Origin of the sequence: Thauera sp. WH-1, assembly GCF_047806685.1 — a bacterium.
Classification (GTDB): domain Bacteria; phylum Pseudomonadota; class Gammaproteobacteria; order Burkholderiales; family Rhodocyclaceae; genus Thauera.
Map to the genome: position 1 here is coordinate 104178 of NZ_JBLQGP010000014.1, position 20983 is coordinate 125160.

The following is a 20983-nucleotide window of genomic DNA, read 5'->3' on the forward strand; positions in this document are numbered from 1 at the left end:
CTCGACCAGACGGCGCCCCGCAACGCGGGGCGCCGTCGTTTCAAGGCGGCGACGGCCCGGCACTCAGGCGGCCGGCTCGGCGCCCTGGGGGGCGAGCCGCAGCCGTGCCAGCTCCTGCGCCATGGTGTGCTGGAAGAGGCGGAGGCTCGGGCTCTGGTAGGCCGCGCTCCAGGCCGCCACGGTCTCGATGGCAGCGTGCGTGCTGTCCACCGGCACGATCGCGATGTCCTTGCGGATGAAGTTGCGCACCGATTCCGAATACAGCGAGATCCCCATGTTGGCCGCCACCAGGCTCAGGATGCCGGTGCTGCTGGTCGCCTCCTGCACCACCTGCGGGATGTAGCCCGACTTCAGGCACAGGTCGAAGACGAAGGAGCGGAAGGACTTCCAGCCGCTCTCCGAGCCGATGATGAATTTCTCGTCGCGCAGGTCTTCCATCCTGATCGAGCGCCGGTGCGCCAGCTTGTGCTTCTTCGGCAGCAGCACCACGGTGCGCTCGGTCGACAGGCTGAGGGTGTCGATGCCGTCCTCGTGCAGGGGGCCGAACAGGAAGCCGACGTCGATCTCGCCGTTGCGGAGGGCCTCGACCTGGACGTGCGAGGGCATGTAGGTCAGATCGATGGTGACCGCAGGCTGCTGTTCCTTGAACACCTCGAGCAGGTGGGGCAGCGCGCTGTTGATCGAAAAATCGTTGTAGGCGATCGAAATGCGGCCGATGTCGCCCCGCGCGGCCCGCTGCGCGAGCTGGACCCCGCGCTGGATGTGCGTGAAGGCCTGCTGGCACTCGGCCAGGAACAGCCTGCCCGCCTCGGACAGCGTGACCTGGCGGGTGGTGCGCGAGAACAACTCGGCACCGACCTCGTCCTCCAGCGACTTGATCAGGCGGCTCAGCGCCGGCTGGGTGATGAACAGCGCCTCGGAGGCTTTCTTGAAGTGCAGCGACTCCGCGACCGCAATGAAGGCGCGCAGGTGGCGCAGGTCGAAGCGGATTTGGCTGCCCATGGCGGAGTCCGGCGCTGGAGTAGGAGGGGCTCCGATGTTTCCGGCTCGTCCCAGGCCTGTCAAGCTTGATGGGCTCAGGTCCGCACTGCGACCTGAGCCCATGCTCGAAACGTCGACGTTACGGCCACAGTGCAGTTGCCCCGTGGCCGCGGGGGCGCTGATCAGGCGGTCTCGAGGGCCGGCTTCTGTGCGGCACTCTTGGGCGCAGCCGTTTCGCGGCCGACGCTCATCACGTACTCGACGCAGCGATCGACCGACTCCACGTCGCCGAACTTGGCGTCGATGTCGAACAGGTTCCAGGCCACGGCGCCGGGGATGCGGTCACCGATGCATTCGCGCACGGCGATCGGGCGGAAGCCTTCGGCCATCGCGTCGCACACGGTGGTGCGGACGCAGGCCGAGGCGGTGACGCCGGTCACCAGCACGGTGTCGACCCCGGCGGCGCGCAGGAAGCCGGCCAGGTAGGTGCCCTGGAAGGAGCTGGCGTGCTTCTTGATCAGGACCTGCTCGCCTTCGATCGGCGCGATGCGCGAGTCGATCGCCCACAGGTTCTCGTCGGCCTGGGCGACGACGTCGACCGGGATCTTGTTGTGCCACAGGCCCATGTCGGTGTTGGGGTTGCTGCGGTCATTGACCTGGTAGCAGGTGGTCACATGCACGACCGGGAAGCCGCGCTCGCGGAAGGCGGCGAGCAGGCGCTGCATGCCGGGGATGATCTCCTCGTCGATCTTCTCGCAGGTGAAGGGGTTGCCCGGGCGGGTCCAGGCATTGGCGAGGTCGACGCTCACCAGGGCGGGGCGCTTGCCGAAACCGACACGGCGCTGGAAGCCGCGCTCCTGGTAGAGCTTGGTGGCTTGGGCGAAGGCTTGGTCGAGCATGCTCTGCAGATCGTTGGACATCTTTCGTACTCCTTTAGGGGTGGATATCAAGTTTCCGGGAACCGCTGTCTTGCGCTGGCCGGTTCGGGCATTGCCCTCAGGCAGTTCAAAGATTAAGGATGCGGATAAATGACGTCCAATCAGTAATCGAGCTGCATTGATGCTTCGAGGAGCAATTATTCGCCGAGCTTTCCGCCACCGTGCCCGTCACGCGGATGGCGGAGCCAGGCAATCCGGTGTCCGGAACGGGCAAACTCCGCACGATCGGCCGTGTTAGCTTGGCCACCATACGGCGCACCGGAAGCAGCCTCAGGGCGGCCGGCTCCGCGCCTGCCCCGAGCCGGCGAGTGAGTCGCCGCCTGACCGAGTGAATGTGCATGCCGCTTGATGCAAAGGTTCTTGTCGTCGACGACGATGCTGTCACCCGAAGTTGCCTGGTGAATTACTTCGCTGCCGAGGGGTATGAGGTTCGCGAAGCCGGCACCGCCGAGGAGGCCGAGCAGCAGCTGGCGGCCGAAGCGGTCGACCTGGTGCTGCTCGATATCCGCCTGCCGCGCAAGGACGGGCTCACGCTGACGCGCGAGCTGCGGGTGCGCTCCGAGGTCGGCATCATCCTGGTGTCCGGGCGGCAGGACGAGGTCGAGCGCATCATCGGCCTCGAGTGCGGGGCGGACGAATACGTCACCAAGCCCTTCAATCCGCGCGAGATCCTGGCGCGGGCGAAAAACCTGATTCGGCGCGTGCGCCAGGTCGATGCAGTCGCATCCGCCACGCCGGCGGTGCCTGCGCCGCTGGCCGTGCCCGTGTGCGAGGGCGCAGTGCTGCACGAAGACGCTCGCCAGCTCGCCCACGCCGATGGCGCGGTCACGGCGCTGACCGAAGGCGAGTTCCAGCTCCTGCGTGCCTTCCTCGCCCATCCGGGGCAGACCATGAGCCGCGACGCCCTGCTGGACCAGATCCGCAACCGGGAATGGGTGCCGAGCGACCGCACGGTCGACGTGCTGGTCGGCCGCCTGCGGCGCAAGCTGCATGACGACGCGGCCAACCCAAAGATCATCCTCACCGTGCACGGGGCGGGCTACCGCTTCAACCCCTCGGCGCGCCCGCGCGCATGAAGCGTCTGCTGTGCGCGCTGCTGCTGTCTTTAGCCGCGGTGCCGGCCACCGCGCGCGAACTGATCGCCTGTGGCCACCCCGCCTATCCGCCGGTGTCCTGGGTGGCCGAGGGCGAGCTGCGCGGGCTGGCGCCCACGCTGGTGCGGGAACTGTTCGGTGAGCTGGGCCTGCGCGTGCGCCTCGAGGCCTTCGGCAACTGGAAGCGCTGCCTGCTCGAAGTAGGCGCGGGGCGGGCGGACATCGTGGTCGCTGCCTACCGCAACCGCGAGCGCGAGCGGCAGTTCACCTTTTCCGGCCAGTACGTCGTCGCCGATCCGATCGTGCTGTTCGTGCGCCGCGATCGCCCCTTTGCCTTCGACGACTGGGACGACCTGCGCGGGCGCACCGTCGGCCTGCTGCTCGGCGACAGCTTCGGTGAGCGCTTCGACCGCTTCGCCGAGACGGCGCTGAGGGTCGAGCGGGTGTCGACCGGTCGCCAGAACGTGCGCAAGCTCGTGCTCGGGCGCATCGACTTCATGCCGATCGGGCGCGACAGCGGGCGCCTGCAAAGTCGTCGCCTGGGCTACGACGAGCGTGTGATGGCACTACCGCAGGCCCTGGTCACCGAGTACTACCACGTCGCGGTACGCCGGGGATCGGCGCTCGAGGCCCTGCTGCCCGAGATCGATCGGCGCCTCGCCGCCCTGCATGCCGACGGCAGCATCGAGCGCCGTGCCCGGCAACTGGCCGAGCGCTACCTGGCCGAGCCGCTGGCGGCGGACCATGGCGATTAGACCCTGGCTCCGGCAGTACCTGCGCCAGTTGCCCGGCTACCGCCAGGAGCATCCGCTCGCGCATCGGCTGACGATGTACGTGCTGGCCTGCAGCCTGGGCTTTGCGCTGCTGTCGACCGTGCTGCAGGTGGGCATCGAGTACCAGCGCGAGATGCGCCAGATCGATCAGCGCCTCGAACTGATCCGCAGCGGCTATGTCGCCAGCCTTGCACGCAGCCTGTGGGACGTAGACGACGAGCAGTTGCGCCTGCAGATGCAGGGCATCCTGTTCATCCCCGACGTCGGCGGCCTGCGCCTGCAGGGCGCAGAGGCCACTCAGATCGGCGACGTGCGTCTGCCCGGTCGGGCGCCGCCGGTGTCGACCCGCGAGCATGCCTTCGTCCTCAGCCACGCCGCGCCCGACGGCGTGCGCGAGCTCGGCCGGCTGGTGGTGCAGATCGACCTCGACGCGGTGGCGGCACGGCTCGGCTGGAGCGGCCTCACCATCTTCCTCAGCCAGTCGCTGACCATCCTGATGATTGCCGGGGTGCTGGTGGTGATCTTCCAGTGGCTGGTCACCCGCCACCTCGAGAGCATGGCGCGCCACGCCCGCCAGTTGGGCGAGGGGCAGTTCGATGCGCCCCTGGCGCTGGCGCGCACCCCGACCACGACCCCGGACGAACTCGATGCGGTGGTGGCTGCGGTCAATGACATGCAGCTCGCCATCCGCCAGGAGATGGCCCGCCGCCAGCGCGTGCAGGAGCAGCTCGTCGCCAGCCGTGACCAGCTCCGGGACCGGGTCGAGAAGCGCACCCGCAGCCTGCGTGCGGCGAAGGAGGCGGCGGAGGCCGCCAACCAGGCCAAGTCGCAGTTCCTCGCCACCATGAGCCACGAGATCCGCACGCCGATGAACGGCATGCTGGGGATGATCCAGCTCCTGCGCCAGCGCCGCCTGCCGGCGGCGATCGGGGCGCAACTGGAGCTGCTGCACCAGTCCGGCGAGGCGCTGCTGGCGACCTTGAACCAGGTGCTGGACTACGCGCGGCTGGAGGAGGGCGCCTACCTGCCGGAGTCGGTCGGCTTCTCGTTGCGGCAACTGGTGGACGGCCAACGGCAACTGGTCGACGTAGCTGCCCGGCAGAAGGGGCTGGCACTGGTGGCCGAGGTGGACGCCGCCTTGCCGGATGCCTGGTGTGGCAGCGTCGGCGGCCTGCGCCAGGTTATCGCCAACCTGCTCGCGAACGCGATCAAATTCACCGCCGCGGGGCAGGTCACGCTGCGCGTGCGCCCGGCTCCCGGGGAGGAGGGCGGGCGGCTGCGCTTCGAGGTCGAGGACCAGGGCATCGGCATCGAGGCGGCGCAGCTCGAGCGCATCTTCGAGCGCTTCACCCAGGCGGACGAGAGCATCACCCGCCGCTTCGGCGGCACCGGCCTGGGCCTGGCCATCTGCCGCAAGCTGGTCGAGAGCATGGGTGGCACGCTCGAGGTGTCGAGCACGCCGGGCGTGGGCAGCCGGTTCTGGTTCGAGCTGCCCTTGCAGTGTGCGCCAGATGTCATCGAGGTCGCGGCCGACGGCGCGACGGCGGATGCGAGCGCCGCCCCGGCGTGGCCCAGCCTGAGCCTGCTGCTGGTGGAGGATGTCGCCATCAACCGCGAGGTGCTGGTCGGCCTGCTGGAGAACGTCGGCCACCTGGTGTTCAGCGCCGAGAACGGCCAGCAGGCCCTCGCGCTGTGCCGGCAGCAGGGCTTCGACGCCATCCTGATGGACATGCACCTGCCCGGCATGAGCGGGGCGGAGGTCGCACGCCGGATCCGCGGCGACACCGACAACCTGAACGCGGGCACGCCGATCGTGGCGCTGACCGCCAGCGTGGCGCCGGAGGACATCCGCCATTACCTCGACAGCGGCATGGACGCGGTGGTGGCCAAGCCGATCCGGCTCGAGACCCTGCGCCAGACCCTGGCCAGCGTCACGCGCAGCGCGGGCGCGTCGCTGGCAGCCGCGGCCGAGGTGCCGGCGGGCGACATCGACCGCCGCCTGCTCGCCACCCACGCGTCGGTGTTCGGCCCGGCGCGGCTGCTGGCGCTGCTCGCGCAACTCGAGTCGCAGACGGACCCTGCCCTCGTGCAACTGGCCGAGGCCTTGCAGCGCGAGGATCTCTATGAGGCCGAGGCGATCGCGCACAAGCTGGCCGGCAGTTGCGAGCTGCTTGGGCTGAATACCTGCGGCCGCTGCCTGCGGACGCTCGAAGGCAGGGCGGCGGCGGACGAACCGGCGGCGTGTCGCGCGCTGCTCGCCGACTTGTCGGCCCGCTTCGCGGCCGACCTGGCGCGCGCCCGCGATTTGGCCGCGGCGACCCCGCCGGGCTGAGCGGCGGCGCCCGGGTCGCGCCTACAGGCGCTGGGTCGAGCGCGCCTTGGACGGCGACACGCCGAAGAAGTCGCGGTAGCAGCGGCTGAAGTGCGGCGCGCCGGTAAAGCCGCAGGCAATGGCGATGCTGGTGATCGGCGCATTGGTCTGCAGCAGCAGGCGGCGGGCGCGGGTGATGCGCAGCTCCAGGTAGTAGCGCGACGGCGTGCTCTTCATGTAGCGGTGGAAGAGGCGGTCGATCTGGCGCCGCGAAACCTGCGCGTAATGGGCGAGGTCGTCGATGGCGAGCGGCTCCTCGATGTTGCTTTCCATCAGCTTGAGGATGGCGCGCAAGGCGTCGGGCAGGGCCGCACTGCCTTCGAGTACCGGCATCGGGCGGTCGGGGATGTCCTCCGGGCCGCGGTCGCAGGCGAGGATCTCCTCGATGCCGCGCACCACGTCGTCGCCGTGCTGATGGCGGATCACGGCCAGCATCATGCCCAGCGCGCTGTTGGCGCCGGCCGAGGAGATGCGGTCGCGGTCGATGACGAAGGGCGTCGGCAGCAGCTTGACGCGCGGGCAGTCCTCCTCCAGCCCGGCCCGGCTCTCGGGGTGCACCGTGCACGCGTAGCCGTCGAGCAGGCCGGCCTTGGCCAGCACGCAACTGCCGTTCCACAGCGCGCCCATCGTAGCGCCCTTGCGTGCGATGGCTTTCAGGCGGTCGAGGACGGCGCGCGGCGGATTGAGGTCGGAGCGATAGCCGCCGCAGACGATCAGCATGTCGAGCTCGGTGGCGTCGAGCGCCTGCAGTTCGGCATCGGCCGCGATGCTGATGCCGAGGTCGCTGAGGACGGCGCCGCCCTCGAGGCTGATGGCCTGGAAGCGGTAGAGCGGGTTGCGACTCAGCAGGTTGGCGGTGACGATGGCGTCCACCGCGCCGGTGAAGGCCATCATCGAGAAGTGCTCGAGCAGCACGAAGGCGATGCGCCGGCTGATCGGCGGGTGGTCGCTGTCGCTCTGGCGGGCCCGCAGATAGGCCTGGTTGCTGTGGCGCAGGCTGCTGTTGAAGGGCCTGCTTCCAGAGGGTGCGCTCAGGAGTGGGGTCTTGGACTGCTCGCTGGTGCTCATGCCGCGCCTTGTGCTCCGCTCCGCGGCCGCGCGGCCGCGGGGCAGCTGGCCCCGGGCCGCCGACGGCGGATCAACTGGCAGCGTAGCTGGGTTGCAGCCTCACGCCAGGGTTCGTGTCGATGGTCTGGATGGCTTCGCCCAGGTCGCGCCAGCGTTGCTGCTCGGCGGCGCTCGCCTTGGGAGAGAACCAACCCAGGTAAGCATAAGCGATGCCGATCACCGGGGACATCCAGCACGCGAAGGCGAGCGGAATGTACAGCAGGTTCTCGAACTGGCCGTCCGAGATGCCCAGGCCGAGCGCGGTGATGACGATCGCGCCACCGGCGTTCCAGGGCACCAGCGGCGATACCAGGGTGCCGCCTTCTTCCACCGCGCGCGACAGGTTCAGCGTCGAGTAGCCCTTGCCGCGGTAGGTCGGCGCGAACATGCGGCCCGGCAGCGCGATCGACAGGTAGGGGTCGCCGGCGACCAGGTTGGTGGCCACGGCGGTGCCGGTGGCGGCCGCCTGCATCGAACCGAAGCTGCGGGTGCGCTTGAGCAGCGCCTCGACAATGACTTCGAGGCAGCGGGTGTGCTCGAGCGCGCCGCCGAAGCCGAGCGCGATCAGCACCAGGGTGATGACCCAGGTCATCGATTCGATGCCGCCGCGGTTCAGCAGCTTGTCGATCTCGGTGATGCCCGACTCCAGCTTGAAGCCGCTGTGCATGTAGGTGAAGACCTCATGCAGCCCGGCACCCTGGACGAAGAGGGCGACCACGCCGCCGGCCACGGCGCCGGCGAACAGCGAGGGAATGGCCGGCATCTTGTTCAGCGCCAGCACCAGCACCAGTGCGGCGGGCAGCAGCACGATCCAGCTCAGGGTGAACTGGCTTTCGATGCCCTGGGTGATGGCGGTGATCTTGGCGAAGTCCACCGGGCGACCGTCGATCAGGCTGTAGCCCGCCACCAGGTAGATGACGAAGGCGATCAGCATCGCCGGCACGGTGGTCGGCATCATGTTGCGGATATGGTCGAACAGGTTGGTGCCGGTCACCGCAGGGGCGAGGTTGGTCGTGTCGGACAGCGGCGAGACCTTGTCGCCGAAGAAGGCGCCCGACACGACCGCGCCCGCGGTCCAGTACATGGGGATGTCGAAGCCGGCGCCGATGCCCATCAGCGCCAGGCCGACGGTGCCGGTCGTGCCCCAGGAGGTGCCGAGCGACACCGACACCACCGCGCACAGCAGCATGCCGGCGGCGAGGAACCAGGCCGGGGTGAGCAACTGCAGGCCGGCGTGGATCATGTAGGGCACGGTGCCGCTGGCGATCCAGGTGCCGATGATCATGCCCACCACCATCAGGATGGCGACCGACTGCAGGCCGATCGTGACCACGCGCAGGGCGCCGGCTTCCATGTCCTGCCAGCGGTGGCCCTGCAGCCAGCCCAGGGCCGCGGTGATGGCCAGGCCGAAGGCGAGCGGGATGTGGGGCGTGAAGTCCTTGAAGTGGAAGAGCTGGATGCCCAGCACGCCCAGGGTCAGGACGATGGGCAGCAGGGCCAGGCCGAGCGTCGGCCGCTTTATCGTAGTGGTGCTCATGAGTGTCTCCTATGTGTGCGTGACCTTGCGGTCGATACGGAGACTAGGGACGCGGTGTAAATGGCGTTGCGGCGATTTGTGCAAGCTTGTGCAGGCTTGTGATGCGTACATTTACAGACTTTATACGCACCCCCGGATGGCAAAACCGACACCGCATGTCGCTTCCGGAAAAGTGGTGCTGCATCGGTCTCTCTCGGACAAACGGGTGACGGATACAGGCAAAAGGGCACGGGGCGATGTTCCTAAGATCCGTCTCCAACAGGTCGCGATTCGACGCACCTGCCGCCCCGCAGGCGGAAACCCATACCAACCAGGAGACAACCCGACATGTTTGCCATGACCGACCGCATCGCAGGTTTCGACGACGAGCTCAAGGCCGCGATGGACGCGGAATTCGCGCGCCAGGAATCGCACATCGAACTGATCGCTTCCGAGAACTACACCAGCCCGCGCGTGCTCGAGGCGCAGGGCAGCGTGCTGACCAACAAGTACGCCGAGGGCTATCCCGGCAAGCGCTACTACGGCGGCTGCGAGCATGTCGATGTGGTCGAGCAGCTGGCGATCGACCGTGCCAAGGCGCTGTTCGGTGCCGACTTCGCCAACGTGCAGCCGCACTCGGGCTCGCAGGCCAATGCCGCGGTGTACATGGCGCTGCTCGAGCCGCACGACACCGTGCTGGGCATGAGCCTGGCCCATGGCGGCCACCTGACCCACGGCGCCAAGGTCAACTTCTCGGGCAAGATCTACAAGGCCGTGCAGTACGGCCTCAACGAGGCCACCGGCGAGATCGACTACGACCAGGTCGAAGCGCTGGCGCGCGAGCACAAGCCCAAGATGATCGTCGCCGGCTTCTCGGCCTACTCGCGCATCATCGACTGGAAGCGTTTCCGTGACATCGCGGATGCCGTCGGTGCCTACCTGTTCGTGGATATGGCACACGTCGCCGGCCTGGTCGCGGCCGGCCTCTACCCCAACCCGGTGCCTTTCGCCGACGTCGTCACTACCACCACTCACAAGACCCTGCGCGGCCCGCGTGGCGGCCTGATCCTGGCGCGCTCCAACCCGGATCTGGAAAAGAAGCTCAACGCGATTGTCTTCCCCGGCATCCAGGGCGGCCCGCTGATGCACGTCATCGCCGCCAAGGCCGTGGCGTTGAAGGAAGCGCTGCAGCCCGAGTTCAAGGCCTACCAGGAGCAGGTGCTGAAGAATGCGCGGGCGATGGCGGGCGAGTTCATCGAGCGCGGCTACAAGATCGTCTCCGGCGGCACCGACGACCACCTCTTCCTGGTCGACCTGGTCGCCAAGGGCATCACCGGCAAGGCCGCCGACGCCGCGCTCGGCGCCGCGCATATCACGGTGAACAAGAACGCCGTGCCCAACGACCCGCAGTCGCCCTTCGTCACCAGCGGCATTCGCATCGGCACGCCGGCGATCACCAGCCGCGGTTTCAAGGAGGCCGAGGCGAAGGAACTGACGCACTGGATCTGCGACGTGCTCGACAACATCGACGACGCGTCGGTGATCGCCGCGGTGCGCGAGAAGGCGTCCGCGCTGTGCGCCCGCTTCCCCGTCTATCCCGCCAGCCGCTGATCGCCGCGCCAGGAGAACGACGATGGCCATCAGCGTATTCGAGATGTTCAAGGTCGGCATCGGGCCGTCGAGTTCCCACACCGTGGGACCGATGCGCGCCGCGCTGACCTTCGTCACCCGGCTGCAGGAGGAAGGCGTGCTGGCCCAGGTGCGCCGTGTGCGCGCCGAGCTGTACGGCTCGCTCGGCGCCACCGGCAAGGGCCACGGCAGCGACAAGGCGGTGATGCTCGGCCTCGAGGGCGAGGCCCCCGACCTCATCGATCCGGACAGCATCGACGAGCGGCTCGCCCGCATCCGCGAGACGCGCAAGCTGTCCCTGCTCGGCATGCAGGCGGTGGATTTCGTGGAGAAGACCGATCTCGTCTTCCTGCGCCGCCAGAGCCTGCCTTACCACCCCAACGGCATGCGCCTGATCGCCTACGGGGAACAGGAGGTGGAGCTGGCGAACCGGGTGTATTACTCGGTCGGCGGCGGCTTCGTCGTCAATGAGGAAGCGGCCGGTGCCGACCGCATCGTGCAGGACACGACCGAGCTGCCCTATCCCTTCCGCAACGGCGACCAGCTGCTGACGCAGTGCGCGGTCAACGAGCTCTCCATCAGCCGCCTGATGCTGGAGAACGAGAAGGCCTGGCGCAGCGAGGCCGAGACGCGCAACGGCCTGCTGCACATCTGGAAGGTGATGCAGGCCTGCGTGCGCCGCGGCTGCGAGGTCGAGGGCGTGCTGCCCGGCGGCATGAAGGTGCGCCGCCGCGCGGCCGAGCTCTACCGCAGCCTGTCGAGCGCCCCCGAGGCCGCGCTGCGCGACCCGCTCACCACCATGGACTGGGTCAACCTGTATGCGCTGGCGGTCAATGAAGAGAACGCCGCCGGCGGGCGCATCGTCACCGCGCCCACCAATGGCGCGGCCGGCATCATCCCGGCGGTGCTGCACTACTACTACCGCTTCGTGTCCGGCGCCAACGAGGACGGCGTGGTGCGCTTCCTGCTGACGGCGGCCGCGATCGGCATCCTGTTCAAGGAGAACGCCTCCATTTCCGGCGCCGAAGTGGGCTGCCAGGGCGAGGTCGGCGTCGCCTGCTCGATGGCCGCCGGGGCGCTCGCCGAGGTGCTGGGCGGCACGCCGGAACAGGTCGAGAACGCCGCCGAGATCGGCATGGAGCACAACCTCGGCCTGACCTGCGACCCGGTCGGCGGTCTCGTCCAGGTGCCCTGCATCGAGCGCAACGCGATGGGCGCGATCAAGGCGATCAACGCCGCGCGCATGGCCCTGAGAGGCGATGGCAAGCATTTCGTGTCGCTCGACAAGGTCATCAAGACCATGCGCGACACCGGCCGCGACATGAAGGACAAATACAAGGAAACATCCCGCGGCGGGCTAGCCGTGAATGTTGTCGAGTGCTGAGCACAGGCCTGGACCGCACAAGGAGATCGTCATGCAACACTATTCCGGCTTCGGGCTCGTCAAGCACGGCCTCAGCCACCACGAGAACTGGCAGCGCATGTGGCGCAACCCGGTGCCCAAGCACGAGTACGACGTCATCGTCGTCGGCGGCGGCGGGCATGGGCTGGCCACCGCCTACTACCTGGCCAAGGTGCACGGCATCACCAATGTCGCGGTGATCGAGAAGGGCTGGCTGGGCGGCGGCAACACCGCGCGCAACACCACCATCGTGCGCTCGAACTACCTGTGGGACGAGGCGGCCTGGCTGTACGAGCACGCGATGAAGCTGTGGGAGGGCCTGTCCCAGGACCTCAACTACAACGTCATGTTCTCGCAGCGCGGCGTGATGAACCTCGGCCACACCCTGCAGGACATGCGCGACATCCACCGCCGCGTCAATGCCAACCGTTTGAACGGCATCGACGGCGAGGTGCTCGACGTCAAGCAGATCCAGGAGATCGTGCCGCACATGGACTGCTCGGCCAGCCGCCGCTATCCGGTGCTGGGCGCGTCCTGGCAGCCGCGTGCCGGCGTCGCCCGCCACGACGCGGTGGCCTGGGGCTTCGCCCGCGGCGCCGATGCGCTCGGCGTGGACCTGCTGCAGCAGACCGAAGTCACCGGTTTCCGCATCAGCGGCGGCAAGGTGCTCGGTGTCGAGACCAACCGCGGCTTCATCGGCGGCAAGACCATCGGCGTCGTCACCGCCGGCAACTCGGGCGTGCTGGCGAAGATGGCCGGCTTCAAGCTGCCGGTGGAATCCCACCCGCTGCAGGCCCTGGTGTCCGAGCCGATGAAGCCCATCCTCGACACCGTGGTGATGTCCAACCACGTCCATGGCTACATCAGCCAGTCGGACAAGGGCGACCTCGTCATCGGCGCCGGCATCGACGGCTACAACGGCTACGGCCAGCGCGGCAGCTACCCGACGATCGAGCACACCCTGCAGGCGATCGTCGAGCTGTTCCCGATCTTCTCGCGGGTGCGCATGAACCGACAGTGGGGCGGCATCGTCGATACCACCCCCGACGCCTGCCCGATCATCTCGGCCACCCCGGTCGGTGGCCTGTTCTTCAACTGCGGCTGGGGCACCGGCGGCTTCAAGGCCACCCCGGGCTCGGGCCACGTGTTCGCGGCCACGCTCGCCGACGGCAAGGCGCATCCGCTCGCCGCACCGTTCACGATCGACCGCTTCATCTCCGGAAAACTCATCGACGAGCACGGCGCTGCCGGCGTCGCGCACTGACAGGAGCAGGACACCATGCTGCACATCTACTGCCCCCACTGCGACGAATATCGCGAGGAAGAGGAGTTCCGGCCCAAGGGCGAGGCGCACATCGCGCGCCCGGCCGACCCGGAGCACACCAGTGACGAGGACTGGGGCAATTACCTGTTCTTCCGCAAGAACCCGCGCGGCCTGCACCACGAGCAGTGGTTCCACGCCGCCGGCTGCCGCAAGTTCTTCAACGTCACGCGCGACACCGTCAGCTACGAGATCCTCGAAACCTACAAGCCTGGCCAGCAGCCGTCGGTCACCGCCGAATCGCGCAAGGCACAGGCCTCCAACCAGGGAGCGGCAAAATGAGCCAACGCAACCGTCTCGGCACCGGCGGCCGCATCGACCGCAAGCGTCCGCTGCGCTTCACCTTCAACGGCGTCAGCTACCAGGGCTACGCCGGCGACACACTGGCCTCGGCGCTGCTCGCCAACGGCGTCGATGTGCTCAACCGCAGCTTCAAGTACGCCCGTCCGCGCGGCCTGGTCACCGCCGGCGCCGACGAGCCCAACGCCATCGTCCAGCTCGGTGCCACCGAAGCCGGCCAGGTGCCCAACGTGCGCGCCACCCAGCAGGCCTTGTACGACGGCCTGGTGGCCAAGAGCACCAACGGCTGGCCCAACGTCAACCGCGACCTGATGGGCGTGATCGGCCAGCTCGGCGGCCAGTTCATGCCGCCGGGCTTCTACTACAAGACCTTCATGTCGCCGGCCTCGGCGTGGCCGAAGTACGAGCAGTACATCCGCAAGGCCGCCGGCCTGGGCCGCAGCCCGGTCGAGAAGGACCCGGACATCTACGACCACATGAACCATCACTGCGACGTGCTGGTGGTCGGTGCCGGTCCGGCGGGGCTTGCCGCCGCGCTGGCCGCGGCCCGCAGCGGTGCGCGCGTGATCCTGTGCGACGAGCAGGAGGAGATGGGCGGCTCGCTGCTCGACAGCCGCGAGCAGATCGACGGCAAGCCGGCCGAAGAGTGGGTGGCCAAGGTGCTGGCCGAGCTGGCCGCGCTGCCCGACGTGCTGCTGCTGCCGCGCACCACCGCCAATGGCTACCACGACCACAACTTCGTGACCCTGCACGAGCGCCGCACCGAGCACCTGGCCGATCTCGCGCCGCTGGCCAACGGCCGCCGCCAGTCCCGTGCCCGCATGCACAAGGTGCGCGCCGGCCGCGTCGTGCTCGCCACCGGCACGCATGAGCGCCCGCTGGTGTATGCCCGCAACGACGTGCCGGGCAACCTGGTCGCCGGCGCGGTATCGACCTACATCCGCCGCTACGGCGTGGTGCCGGGCCAGCGCCTGGTGCTGTCGACCACCAACGACCACGCCTACCGTGCCGCGCTCGACTGGCACGACGCCGGGCGCGAGGTGGTGGCCATCGTCGATGCGCGTGACACGCCCGACGGCGAACTGGTCGCGGCGGCGCGTTCGCGCAACATCCGCATCATCACCGGCAGCGCGGTGATCGAGGCGCAGGGCAAGAAGCGCGTCAACACCGCCGTGGTGGCCGCGATCGACATCAAGGGCTTCAGCGTCAGGGGCAGCACCCAGGAGCTGGCCTGCGACACCATCGCCAGCTCGGGCGGCTACAGCCCGGTCGTCCACCTCGCCGCGCACACCGGCCGCCGCCCGGTGTGGCGCGAGGACCTGCTGGGCTTCGTCTCCGGTGGCGTGCCGGGCCAGATCCCGGTCGGCGGCGTCAATGGCCGCTGGACGCTGCGCGATGCGCTCGCCGACGGCTTCGAGAATGGCGTGCGCGCCGCGGCCGAGACCGGCCTCACGGCCAGCACCTTCACCCTGCCGGTGGTGGCGCCGGTGCGTGAAGGCAAGCCGGTGGCGCTGTACCAGGTGCCGCACACCAAGCCGGCGATGCGTGCGCCCAAGCAGTTCGTCGACCAGCAGAACGACGTCACCGCCGCCGGTATCGAGCTGGCCACGCGCGAGGGCTTCGAGGCGATCGAGCACGTCAAGCGCTATACCGGCCTGGGCTTCGGCACCGACCAGGGCAAGCTGGGCAACATCAACGGCATGGCGATCGCCGCACGCGTCACCCAGCAGTCGATCCCGGACACCGGCACCACCGTGTTCCGGCCCAACTACACCCCGATCACCTTCGGCGCCATCGCCGGCCGTCATTGCAACGAGTTCTTCGACCCGCGTCGCTACACCGCGCTGCATGCCTGGCATGTGGAGCAGGGCGCGAAGTTCGAGGAGGTGGGGCAGTGGATGCGGCCGTGGTACTTCCCGCGCGGCAACGAGTCCATGCATGACGCCGTGCAGCGCGAGTCGCGCGCCGTGCGCGAGAGCGTCGGCATCCTCGACGCCTCCACGCTGGGCAAGATCGAGATCCAGGGCAAGGACGCGCGCGAGTTCCTCAACCGCCTGTACACCAACGCCTGGACCAAGCTCGAGCCCGGCAAGTGCCGCTACGGCCTCATGTGCAAGGACGACGGCATGGTGATGGACGACGGCGTGACCGCCTGCCTGGCCGACAACCACTTCCACATGACCACCACCACCGGCGGCGCCGCGGGCGTGCTCGACTGGATGGAGATGTGGCACCAGACCGAGTGGCCCGACCTGGAGGTGTACTTCAACTCCACCACCGACCACTGGGCGGCGATGACGGTGACCGGCCCCAACGCGCGCAAGCTGCTGGCCGAGCTGGCCGACATCGACGTCTCCGCCGAGGCCTTCGGCTACATGGACTGGCGCGAGGCCAAGGTCGCCGGCGTGCCGGCGCGCATCTTCCGCATCTCCTTCACCGGCGAGCTGTCGTACGAGATCAACGTCCAGGCCAACTACGCCATGCACGTGTGGAAGGCGCTGTTCGACAAGGGCGCCAAGTACAACCTGACGCCTTACGGCACCGAGACCATGCACGTGCTGCGGGCGGAGAAGGGCTTCATCATCATCGGCCAGGAAACCGATGGCTCGGTGACGCCGGAAGACCTCGGCATGCAGTGGTGCGTGGGCTACAAGAAGCCCTACTCGTGGATCGGTCGGCGCGCGCTGACCCGACCCGACACCAAGCGTGACGACCGCAAGCAGCTCGTCGGCCTCAAGCCGCTCGACCCGCAGGTGGTGCTGCAGGAAGGCGCCCAGATCGTGCTCGACAAGGAAATCAGGATCCCGATGCCGATGGTGGGTCATGTCACCTCCAGCTATTTCAGCCCCAACCTGGGCCATGGCTTCGCGCTCGCCCTGGTCAAGGGCGGCAGCCAGCGCATCGGCCAGACCGTCTATCTGCCGATGGCCGACGGCAAGGTCCATGCCGCCGAAGTGGTCAGTCCCGTCTTCTACGATCCCCAAGGAGCCCGCCATCATGTCTGATGTCGCACTGTTCGATGCCCACCCGACGGCGGCGGTCCGCGCCGAGTCGCCCCTCTCCCTCTGCCGCGTCACCGTGGCCACCGCGGCCAGCGCGCAGGACGCCGGCGTGGTGCTGCGCGAGCGCGCCTTCCTCGGCCACCTGATCCTGCGCGGCAACGCGGCCGACGAGGCCTTCCGTGCCGGTGTCGAGGCGGCCCTCGGCGTGCCGCTGCCGCTGAAGGTGGGGCCGGTGTCGCGCGACGAGGCGCGCGGCGTCAGCGTGCAGTGGGTGTCGCCCGACGAGTGGCTGATCGTGGTGCCGCAAGGCGAGGACTTCGCCACCGAGCAGCGCCTGCGCCAGGCGCTGCAAGGCCACTATGCGGTGATGCAGGTCAGCGGTGCGCAGACCCTGCTCGAGCTGAGCGGCCCCGCGGCGCGCGAGGTGCTGATGAAGTCGGCCGGCTATGACTTCCATCCGCGCAGCTTCCCGGTGGGCAAGGGCGTCAGCACGACCTTCGCCAAGAGCACGGCGGTGATCCGCCGGGTGGGCGAAGCGCAGTGGGAGCTGATCATCCGGCGCAGCTTCGCCGACTACCTGTACCGCTGGCTGCTCGACGCCAGCGAGGAGTACGGGGTCTTCGTCGCCCCTTGAGTCTTCGCCGCCGGCCGCGTGCATGCGCCGCCGGCGGCGATCCCTACCCCTCCCTGCGCAGGCTGCCCAGCATGAACCTTGATGTCATCGCCCCTATCCGTGAGCTACCCGAGGACGTCGTCTCGATCCCCTTGTCCGTCCCCGATGGGGATGACCGCATCTACATCCGCGGCCTGCGTGCGGAGGCGGTCATCGGCGCCTACGCGCACGAGCGCGAATGGCGGCAGACGCTGGAGATCGATCTCGAACTGGACGCGGCCCATTCGCGCAGCTGTTTCAGTGACAAGCTCGATGATGCAATCGATTACGCCGAAGTGGCGGCCACCGTGCGCCGGCTGGCAAAGCAGAACCGCAGTCATCTGCTCGAGGCCTTCGCGCAGCAGGTCGCCGACACCCTGCTCGGCCGCTTTGCACTCAAGGCCGTGGCGGTGAGCGTCAGCAAGCCGGGCATCCTGGACCAGACCGACGGCGTCGGCGTGTCCATCCGTCGCCGTCGTGCCGATGTTCTATAGTGGCAGCTCCTCCCGTATGGAGCTGCCGCCATGCCCCGTCCCGTCGTCGAGTTCTGGTTCGAGTTCGCCAGCACCTATTCCTACCTGTCCGTGATGCGCATCGAGCAGGCGGCCGAGGCTGCCGGAGTGGAGGTGGCATGGAAGCCCTTCCTGCTCGGCCCGGTCTTCCTCGCGCTGGGCTGGAACGACTCGCCCTTCAACATCTATCCGCCAAAAGGGCGCTACATGTGGCGCGACCTCGAGCGGCTGTCGGCCCGGGAGGGCTTGCCCTTCCATCGCCCTAGCCGCTTCCCGCGCAATGGTCTGCTGGCCGCGCGCGTGGCGCTGATCGGCGTCGAGGACGGCTGGGTGGCGCCCTTCGCGCGCGCGGTAATGCGGGCCAACTTCGCCGAGGATCGCGAGATCGGTGAGCCGGCGGTGATCGAGGACATCCTCGCCACGCTCGGCCTGCCGGTGGGCGAGGTCATGGCGCGTGCGCAGTCCGATGCCAACAAGCTCGCGCTGCGCTGCCAGACCGAGCGCGCGGCCGAGCTGGGCCTGTTCGGCGCGCCGAGCTTTCGCGTCGGCGACGAGCTGTTCTGGGGCAATGACCGCCTCGAGGACGCGCTCGCGTGGGCGCGGGCCGAGACGGCCTGAAGGCGCGCCCGCCTAGGGCGCCTGCTTGTCGCTTACTTCTTCTTCTGCGCCTGTTCTTCTTCGTACCGCCGCAGGCGCTCGTCGTAGCGCGCGCGGTCGCGCTCGGCCTGTTCGGCACGGCGGGCGGCTTCTTCGGCGCTGCGCTGGCGGGCGGCTTCGCGCTCGGCGTCGGCGGCCGCGCGGCGGCGGGCCGCGTCTGCTTCGGCTTCGCGGCTGCTCGCTTCGCGTTCGGCGCGGATGCGTTCGGCCGCGGGCGAGGGCGCGATGGCGGCATCCGGGCTGGGCGGCGTCGGCGAGGCGGTGGGCAGTGCGGGCAGCGACGTCGGTTCGGCCGGGCTTGCCGCCTCGCCCGGCGTGAGCGGGCGCGCGCCTTCGGCCATCAGCGCCTCGGCATTGCGCTGGCGCTCGGCCAGGGTCAGGCGGCGCGCCTCGGCCTCGACCGCGCGGGCGCGCTGGATGGTCTGCAGGCGCGCCTGGCGCGCCTGGTCGATGCAGCGGTTGACCAGGAAGCGTTGATGGCAGGCCGCCTCGGCGGCGGCGAAGGTGGCGTCGGCCTGGGCGCGCAAGGCCTTGCCCTCGGCCTCTAGCGCGGCGATGCGGGCGCGGTCGGCAGCGCGCCGGGCGTCGTCGTTGGCCGCGGTCTGGGCCAGGGCGGGCAGGGCGGCCGCGCCGAGCAGCAAGGCGAGCACGGCGGAGCGGATCGGGGCAAGCAGGGTGGGGGCGGAGCGAGTCATGCGCACGGTGTTCCTGAGGCGATTCGGCTGGCGCGTAGAATAGCGCCTTTACCTCATTCCGCGGCCCCGCGGCCGTGTATCCGTTCGTGATCAGTCTTCGTAATTTGCGCCTCGCGCGCGGCGCCAAGGTCCTCATCGAGGCCGCCACGCTGCAGATCCACCCCGGCTGGAAGGTCGGCCTCACCGGCGCCAACGGCAGCGGCAAGTCCAGCCTGTTCGCCCTGCTGCGCGACCAGCTCCACCCCGATCAGGGCGACCTCGACATGCCGCCCGGCTGGGTGATCGCCCACGTCGCCCAGGAAACCCCCGGCCTGGCGCAGCCGGCGATCGACTACGTGCTCGATGGCGACGCCGAGCTGCGCCGCATCGAGGTCGAGCTCGCTGCGGCGGAAGCCGCGCACGACGGCTCGCACATCGGTGAGCTGCATGCGCGCCTGCACGAGATCGGCGGTTACGCCGCGCGTGCGCGTGCGGCGGCGCTGCTCGACGGCCTGGGCTTCCTGCAGGCCGACATCGAGCGTCCGGTGGCGGACTTCTCCGGCGGCTGGCGCATGCGGCTGAACCTGGCGCAGGCGCTGATGTGCCGCTCCGACCTGCTGCTGCTCGACGAGCCGACCAACCACCTCGACCTCGACGCCGTGATCTGGCTCGAGGCCTGGCTGCGCGACTACCGCGGCACGCTGCTGCTGATCTCGCACGACCGCGAGTTCCTCGACGCCTGCGTCACCCACATCGCCCACATCGAACAGCAGAAGCTCACGCTGTACACCGGCGGCTATTCCGACTTCGAGCGCCAGCGCGGCGAGCGCCTGCTGCAGCAGCAGGCGATGTTCGAGAAGCAGCAGCGCGACATCGCGCACATGGAAGACTACATCCGCCGCTTCCGCGCCAAGGCGACCAAGGCGCGCCAGGCGCAGAGCCGGATCAAGGCGCTCGAGCGCATGGAGCGCATCGCCGCGGCGCACGTCGACACGCCCTTCAGCTTCGCCTTCCGCGATGCGCCGCCGGCGCCCGATCCGCTGTTGCAGATCGAGGACGGCGCGGTGGGCTATGGCGACAAGACCGTGCTCGAGCGCATCACGCTGACCTTGCGCCCGGGCGAGCGCGTCGGCCTGCTCGGGCGCAACGGCGCGGGCAAGTCGACGCTGATCAAGCTGCTCGCCCACGAGCTGCAGCTTGCCAGCGGCCGCCGGCTGGAAGGTAAGGGCCTGGCCACCGGCTACTTCGCCCAGCACCAGCTCGAAACCCTGCGCCCGGACGAGTCCGCGCTGCAGCACATGGTCCGCCTCGACCCGGCCACGCGCGAGCAGGAGCTGCGCGACTACCTCGGCGGCTTCGACTTCCGCGGCGACGGCGTGGGCGGCACCTCCACCCCGGCGACCACGCCCTGCGGTCCGTTCTCGGGCGGTGAGAAATCACGCCTGGCGCTGGCCTTGCTGATCTGGCAGCGGCCCAACCTGCTGCTGCTCGACGAGCCCACCAACCACCTCGACCTCGAGATGCGTCACGCGCTGACGATGGCGCTGCAGGACTACGAGGGCGCGATGGTGCTGGTGTCGCACGACCGCGCCCTGCTGCGCGCCACCTGCGACCGCTTCCTGCTGGTCGATGGCGGGCGCATCCAGCCCTTTGACGGCGATCTCGACGACTACCGCGACTGGCTCGCCAGCCGCCGGGCCGAGGTCGCCGCTGCCGCGGCCTGTCCCGACCAGGCCGCCGACAAGGCTGCGCGCAAGGCCGACCGCGCCCAGGCCGCGGCCGACCGCCAGGCGCGCCTGGCCGCGCGCCGGCCGCTGGTCAAGGAGATCGAGCAGATCGACAAGCGCCTGGCGGCGTGGAACAGGGAGAAGGCCGAGCTCGACGACAAGCTGGCCGATCCGGCGCTGTATACGGGCCCGCAGGCGGGCGAGGTGCCGGCGCTCAACAAGCGCCAGGCGGAACTCGCCGAGCGCATCGAGGAGGCCGAGCTGCGCTGGCTGGAGCTGCACGAGGCGTTGGAGGCGATCCCGGCGGATTGAGTCGCGCCGGGCGCT

General features: G+C 69.1%; 17 protein-coding genes. 12 read left to right on the plus strand and 5 right to left on the minus strand.

The features are described 5' to 3' along the window. Window positions 1-63 precede the first annotated feature (63 nt). A complete protein-coding gene (locus ACMV5O_RS14415) occupies window positions 64-1002 on the minus strand; it encodes a LysR family transcriptional regulator (RefSeq protein WP_416164100.1) in 939 nt (312 codons plus the stop codon). A gap of 161 nt (window positions 1003-1163) precedes the next feature. After that, window positions 1164-1901: an isochorismatase family protein gene (locus ACMV5O_RS14420; protein WP_416164101.1), complete on the minus strand. Its 738-nt coding sequence runs from the start codon at window positions 1899-1901 to the stop codon at window positions 1164-1166. Window positions 1902-2257: 356 nt separating this feature from the next. Between ACMV5O_RS14420 and ACMV5O_RS14425 the strand changes: the two genes are divergently transcribed. From ACMV5O_RS14425 to ACMV5O_RS14435, 3 genes are read left to right on the plus strand one after another with little or no spacing between them, the layout of a single operon-like run. After that, window positions 2258-2995: a response regulator gene (locus ACMV5O_RS14425; RefSeq protein WP_416164102.1), complete on the plus strand. Its 738-nt coding sequence runs from the start codon at window positions 2258-2260 to the stop codon at window positions 2993-2995. Continuing rightward, window positions 2992-3768 (plus strand): substrate-binding periplasmic protein, encoded by a 777-nt coding sequence (locus ACMV5O_RS14430; RefSeq protein ID WP_416164103.1) that lies wholly within the window; start codon window positions 2992-2994, stop codon window positions 3766-3768. Before ACMV5O_RS14425 ends, ACMV5O_RS14430 begins: the two co-directional genes overlap by 4 nt. Further along, window positions 3758-6118 (plus strand): ATP-binding protein, encoded by a 2361-nt coding sequence (locus ACMV5O_RS14435; RefSeq protein ID WP_416164104.1) that lies wholly within the window; start codon window positions 3758-3760, stop codon window positions 6116-6118. The genes ACMV5O_RS14430 and ACMV5O_RS14435 overlap by 11 nt, the downstream gene beginning before the upstream one ends. 21 nt (window positions 6119-6139) lie before the next feature. Here ACMV5O_RS14435 and ACMV5O_RS14440 read toward each other — a convergent pair whose 3' ends face one another. After that, a complete protein-coding gene (locus tag ACMV5O_RS14440; protein ID WP_324543495.1) occupies window positions 6140-7225 on the minus strand; it encodes a GlxA family transcriptional regulator in 1086 nt (361 codons plus the stop codon). 70 nt (window positions 7226-7295) lie between these two features. Next, on the minus strand, window positions 7296-8801 hold the full coding sequence (gene nhaC / locus ACMV5O_RS14445) for a Na+/H+ antiporter NhaC (RefSeq protein ID WP_416164105.1): 1506 nt from the start codon (window positions 8799-8801) through the stop codon (window positions 7296-7298). Window positions 8802-9128: 327 nt separating this feature from the next. Between nhaC and glyA the strand changes: the two genes are divergently transcribed. The 8 genes from glyA (at window position 9129) to ACMV5O_RS14485 (ending at window position 18216) form a co-directional block, all read left to right on the plus strand. Then, complete coding sequence (glyA, locus tag ACMV5O_RS14450; RefSeq protein WP_416164106.1) at window positions 9129-10391, plus strand: serine hydroxymethyltransferase; 1263 nt, start codon at window positions 9129-9131, stop codon at window positions 10389-10391. Between the two features lie 22 nt (window positions 10392-10413). Continuing rightward, the gene (locus ACMV5O_RS14455) at window positions 10414-11793 is read left to right on the plus strand and encodes an L-serine ammonia-lyase (protein WP_416164107.1); all 1380 of its coding nucleotides are present in this window, start codon (window positions 10414-10416) and stop codon (window positions 11791-11793) included. 31 nt (window positions 11794-11824) lie between these two features. After that, window positions 11825-13075, plus strand: coding sequence for a sarcosine oxidase subunit beta family protein (locus ACMV5O_RS14460; RefSeq protein ID WP_416164108.1), 1251 nt, complete (start codon window positions 11825-11827; stop codon window positions 13073-13075). A 15-nt stretch (window positions 13076-13090) separates the two neighbouring features. Beyond that, window positions 13091-13414 carry a sarcosine oxidase subunit delta gene (locus ACMV5O_RS14465; protein ID WP_416164109.1) on the plus strand — a complete coding sequence of 108 codons (324 nt, stop codon included), beginning with the start codon at window positions 13091-13093 and terminating at the stop codon, window positions 13412-13414. Then, window positions 13411-16437: a sarcosine oxidase subunit alpha family protein gene (locus ACMV5O_RS14470; protein WP_416164110.1), complete on the plus strand. Its 3027-nt coding sequence runs from the start codon at window positions 13411-13413 to the stop codon at window positions 16435-16437. The genes ACMV5O_RS14465 and ACMV5O_RS14470 overlap by 4 nt, the downstream gene beginning before the upstream one ends. Next, entirely contained in the window at window positions 16430-17068 is a 639-nt protein-coding gene (locus ACMV5O_RS14475; protein WP_416164111.1) for a sarcosine oxidase subunit gamma, read from the plus strand. Before ACMV5O_RS14470 ends, ACMV5O_RS14475 begins: the two co-directional genes overlap by 8 nt. A gap of 71 nt (window positions 17069-17139) precedes the next feature. After that, window positions 17140-17580 carry a dihydroneopterin aldolase gene (gene folB, locus ACMV5O_RS14480; RefSeq protein WP_416164112.1) on the plus strand — a complete coding sequence of 147 codons (441 nt, stop codon included), beginning with the start codon at window positions 17140-17142 and terminating at the stop codon, window positions 17578-17580. 30 nt (window positions 17581-17610) lie between these two features. Continuing rightward, window positions 17611-18216 (plus strand): 2-hydroxychromene-2-carboxylate isomerase, encoded by a 606-nt coding sequence (locus ACMV5O_RS14485; protein ID WP_416164113.1) that lies wholly within the window; start codon window positions 17611-17613, stop codon window positions 18214-18216. A gap of 32 nt (window positions 18217-18248) precedes the next feature. Here ACMV5O_RS14485 and ACMV5O_RS14490 read toward each other — a convergent pair whose 3' ends face one another. Continuing rightward, on the minus strand, window positions 18249-18950 hold the full coding sequence (locus tag ACMV5O_RS14490) for a hypothetical protein (RefSeq protein WP_416164114.1): 702 nt from the start codon (window positions 18948-18950) through the stop codon (window positions 18249-18251). Between the two features lie 86 nt (window positions 18951-19036). Here ACMV5O_RS14490 and ACMV5O_RS14495 point away from each other — a divergent pair, with 86 nt between their 5' ends. Further along, window positions 19037-20968, plus strand: a complete 1932-nt coding sequence (locus ACMV5O_RS14495) for an ATP-binding cassette domain-containing protein (protein WP_416164115.1) — start codon at window positions 19037-19039, stop codon at window positions 20966-20968. Window positions 20969-20983: the final 15 nt, after the last annotated feature.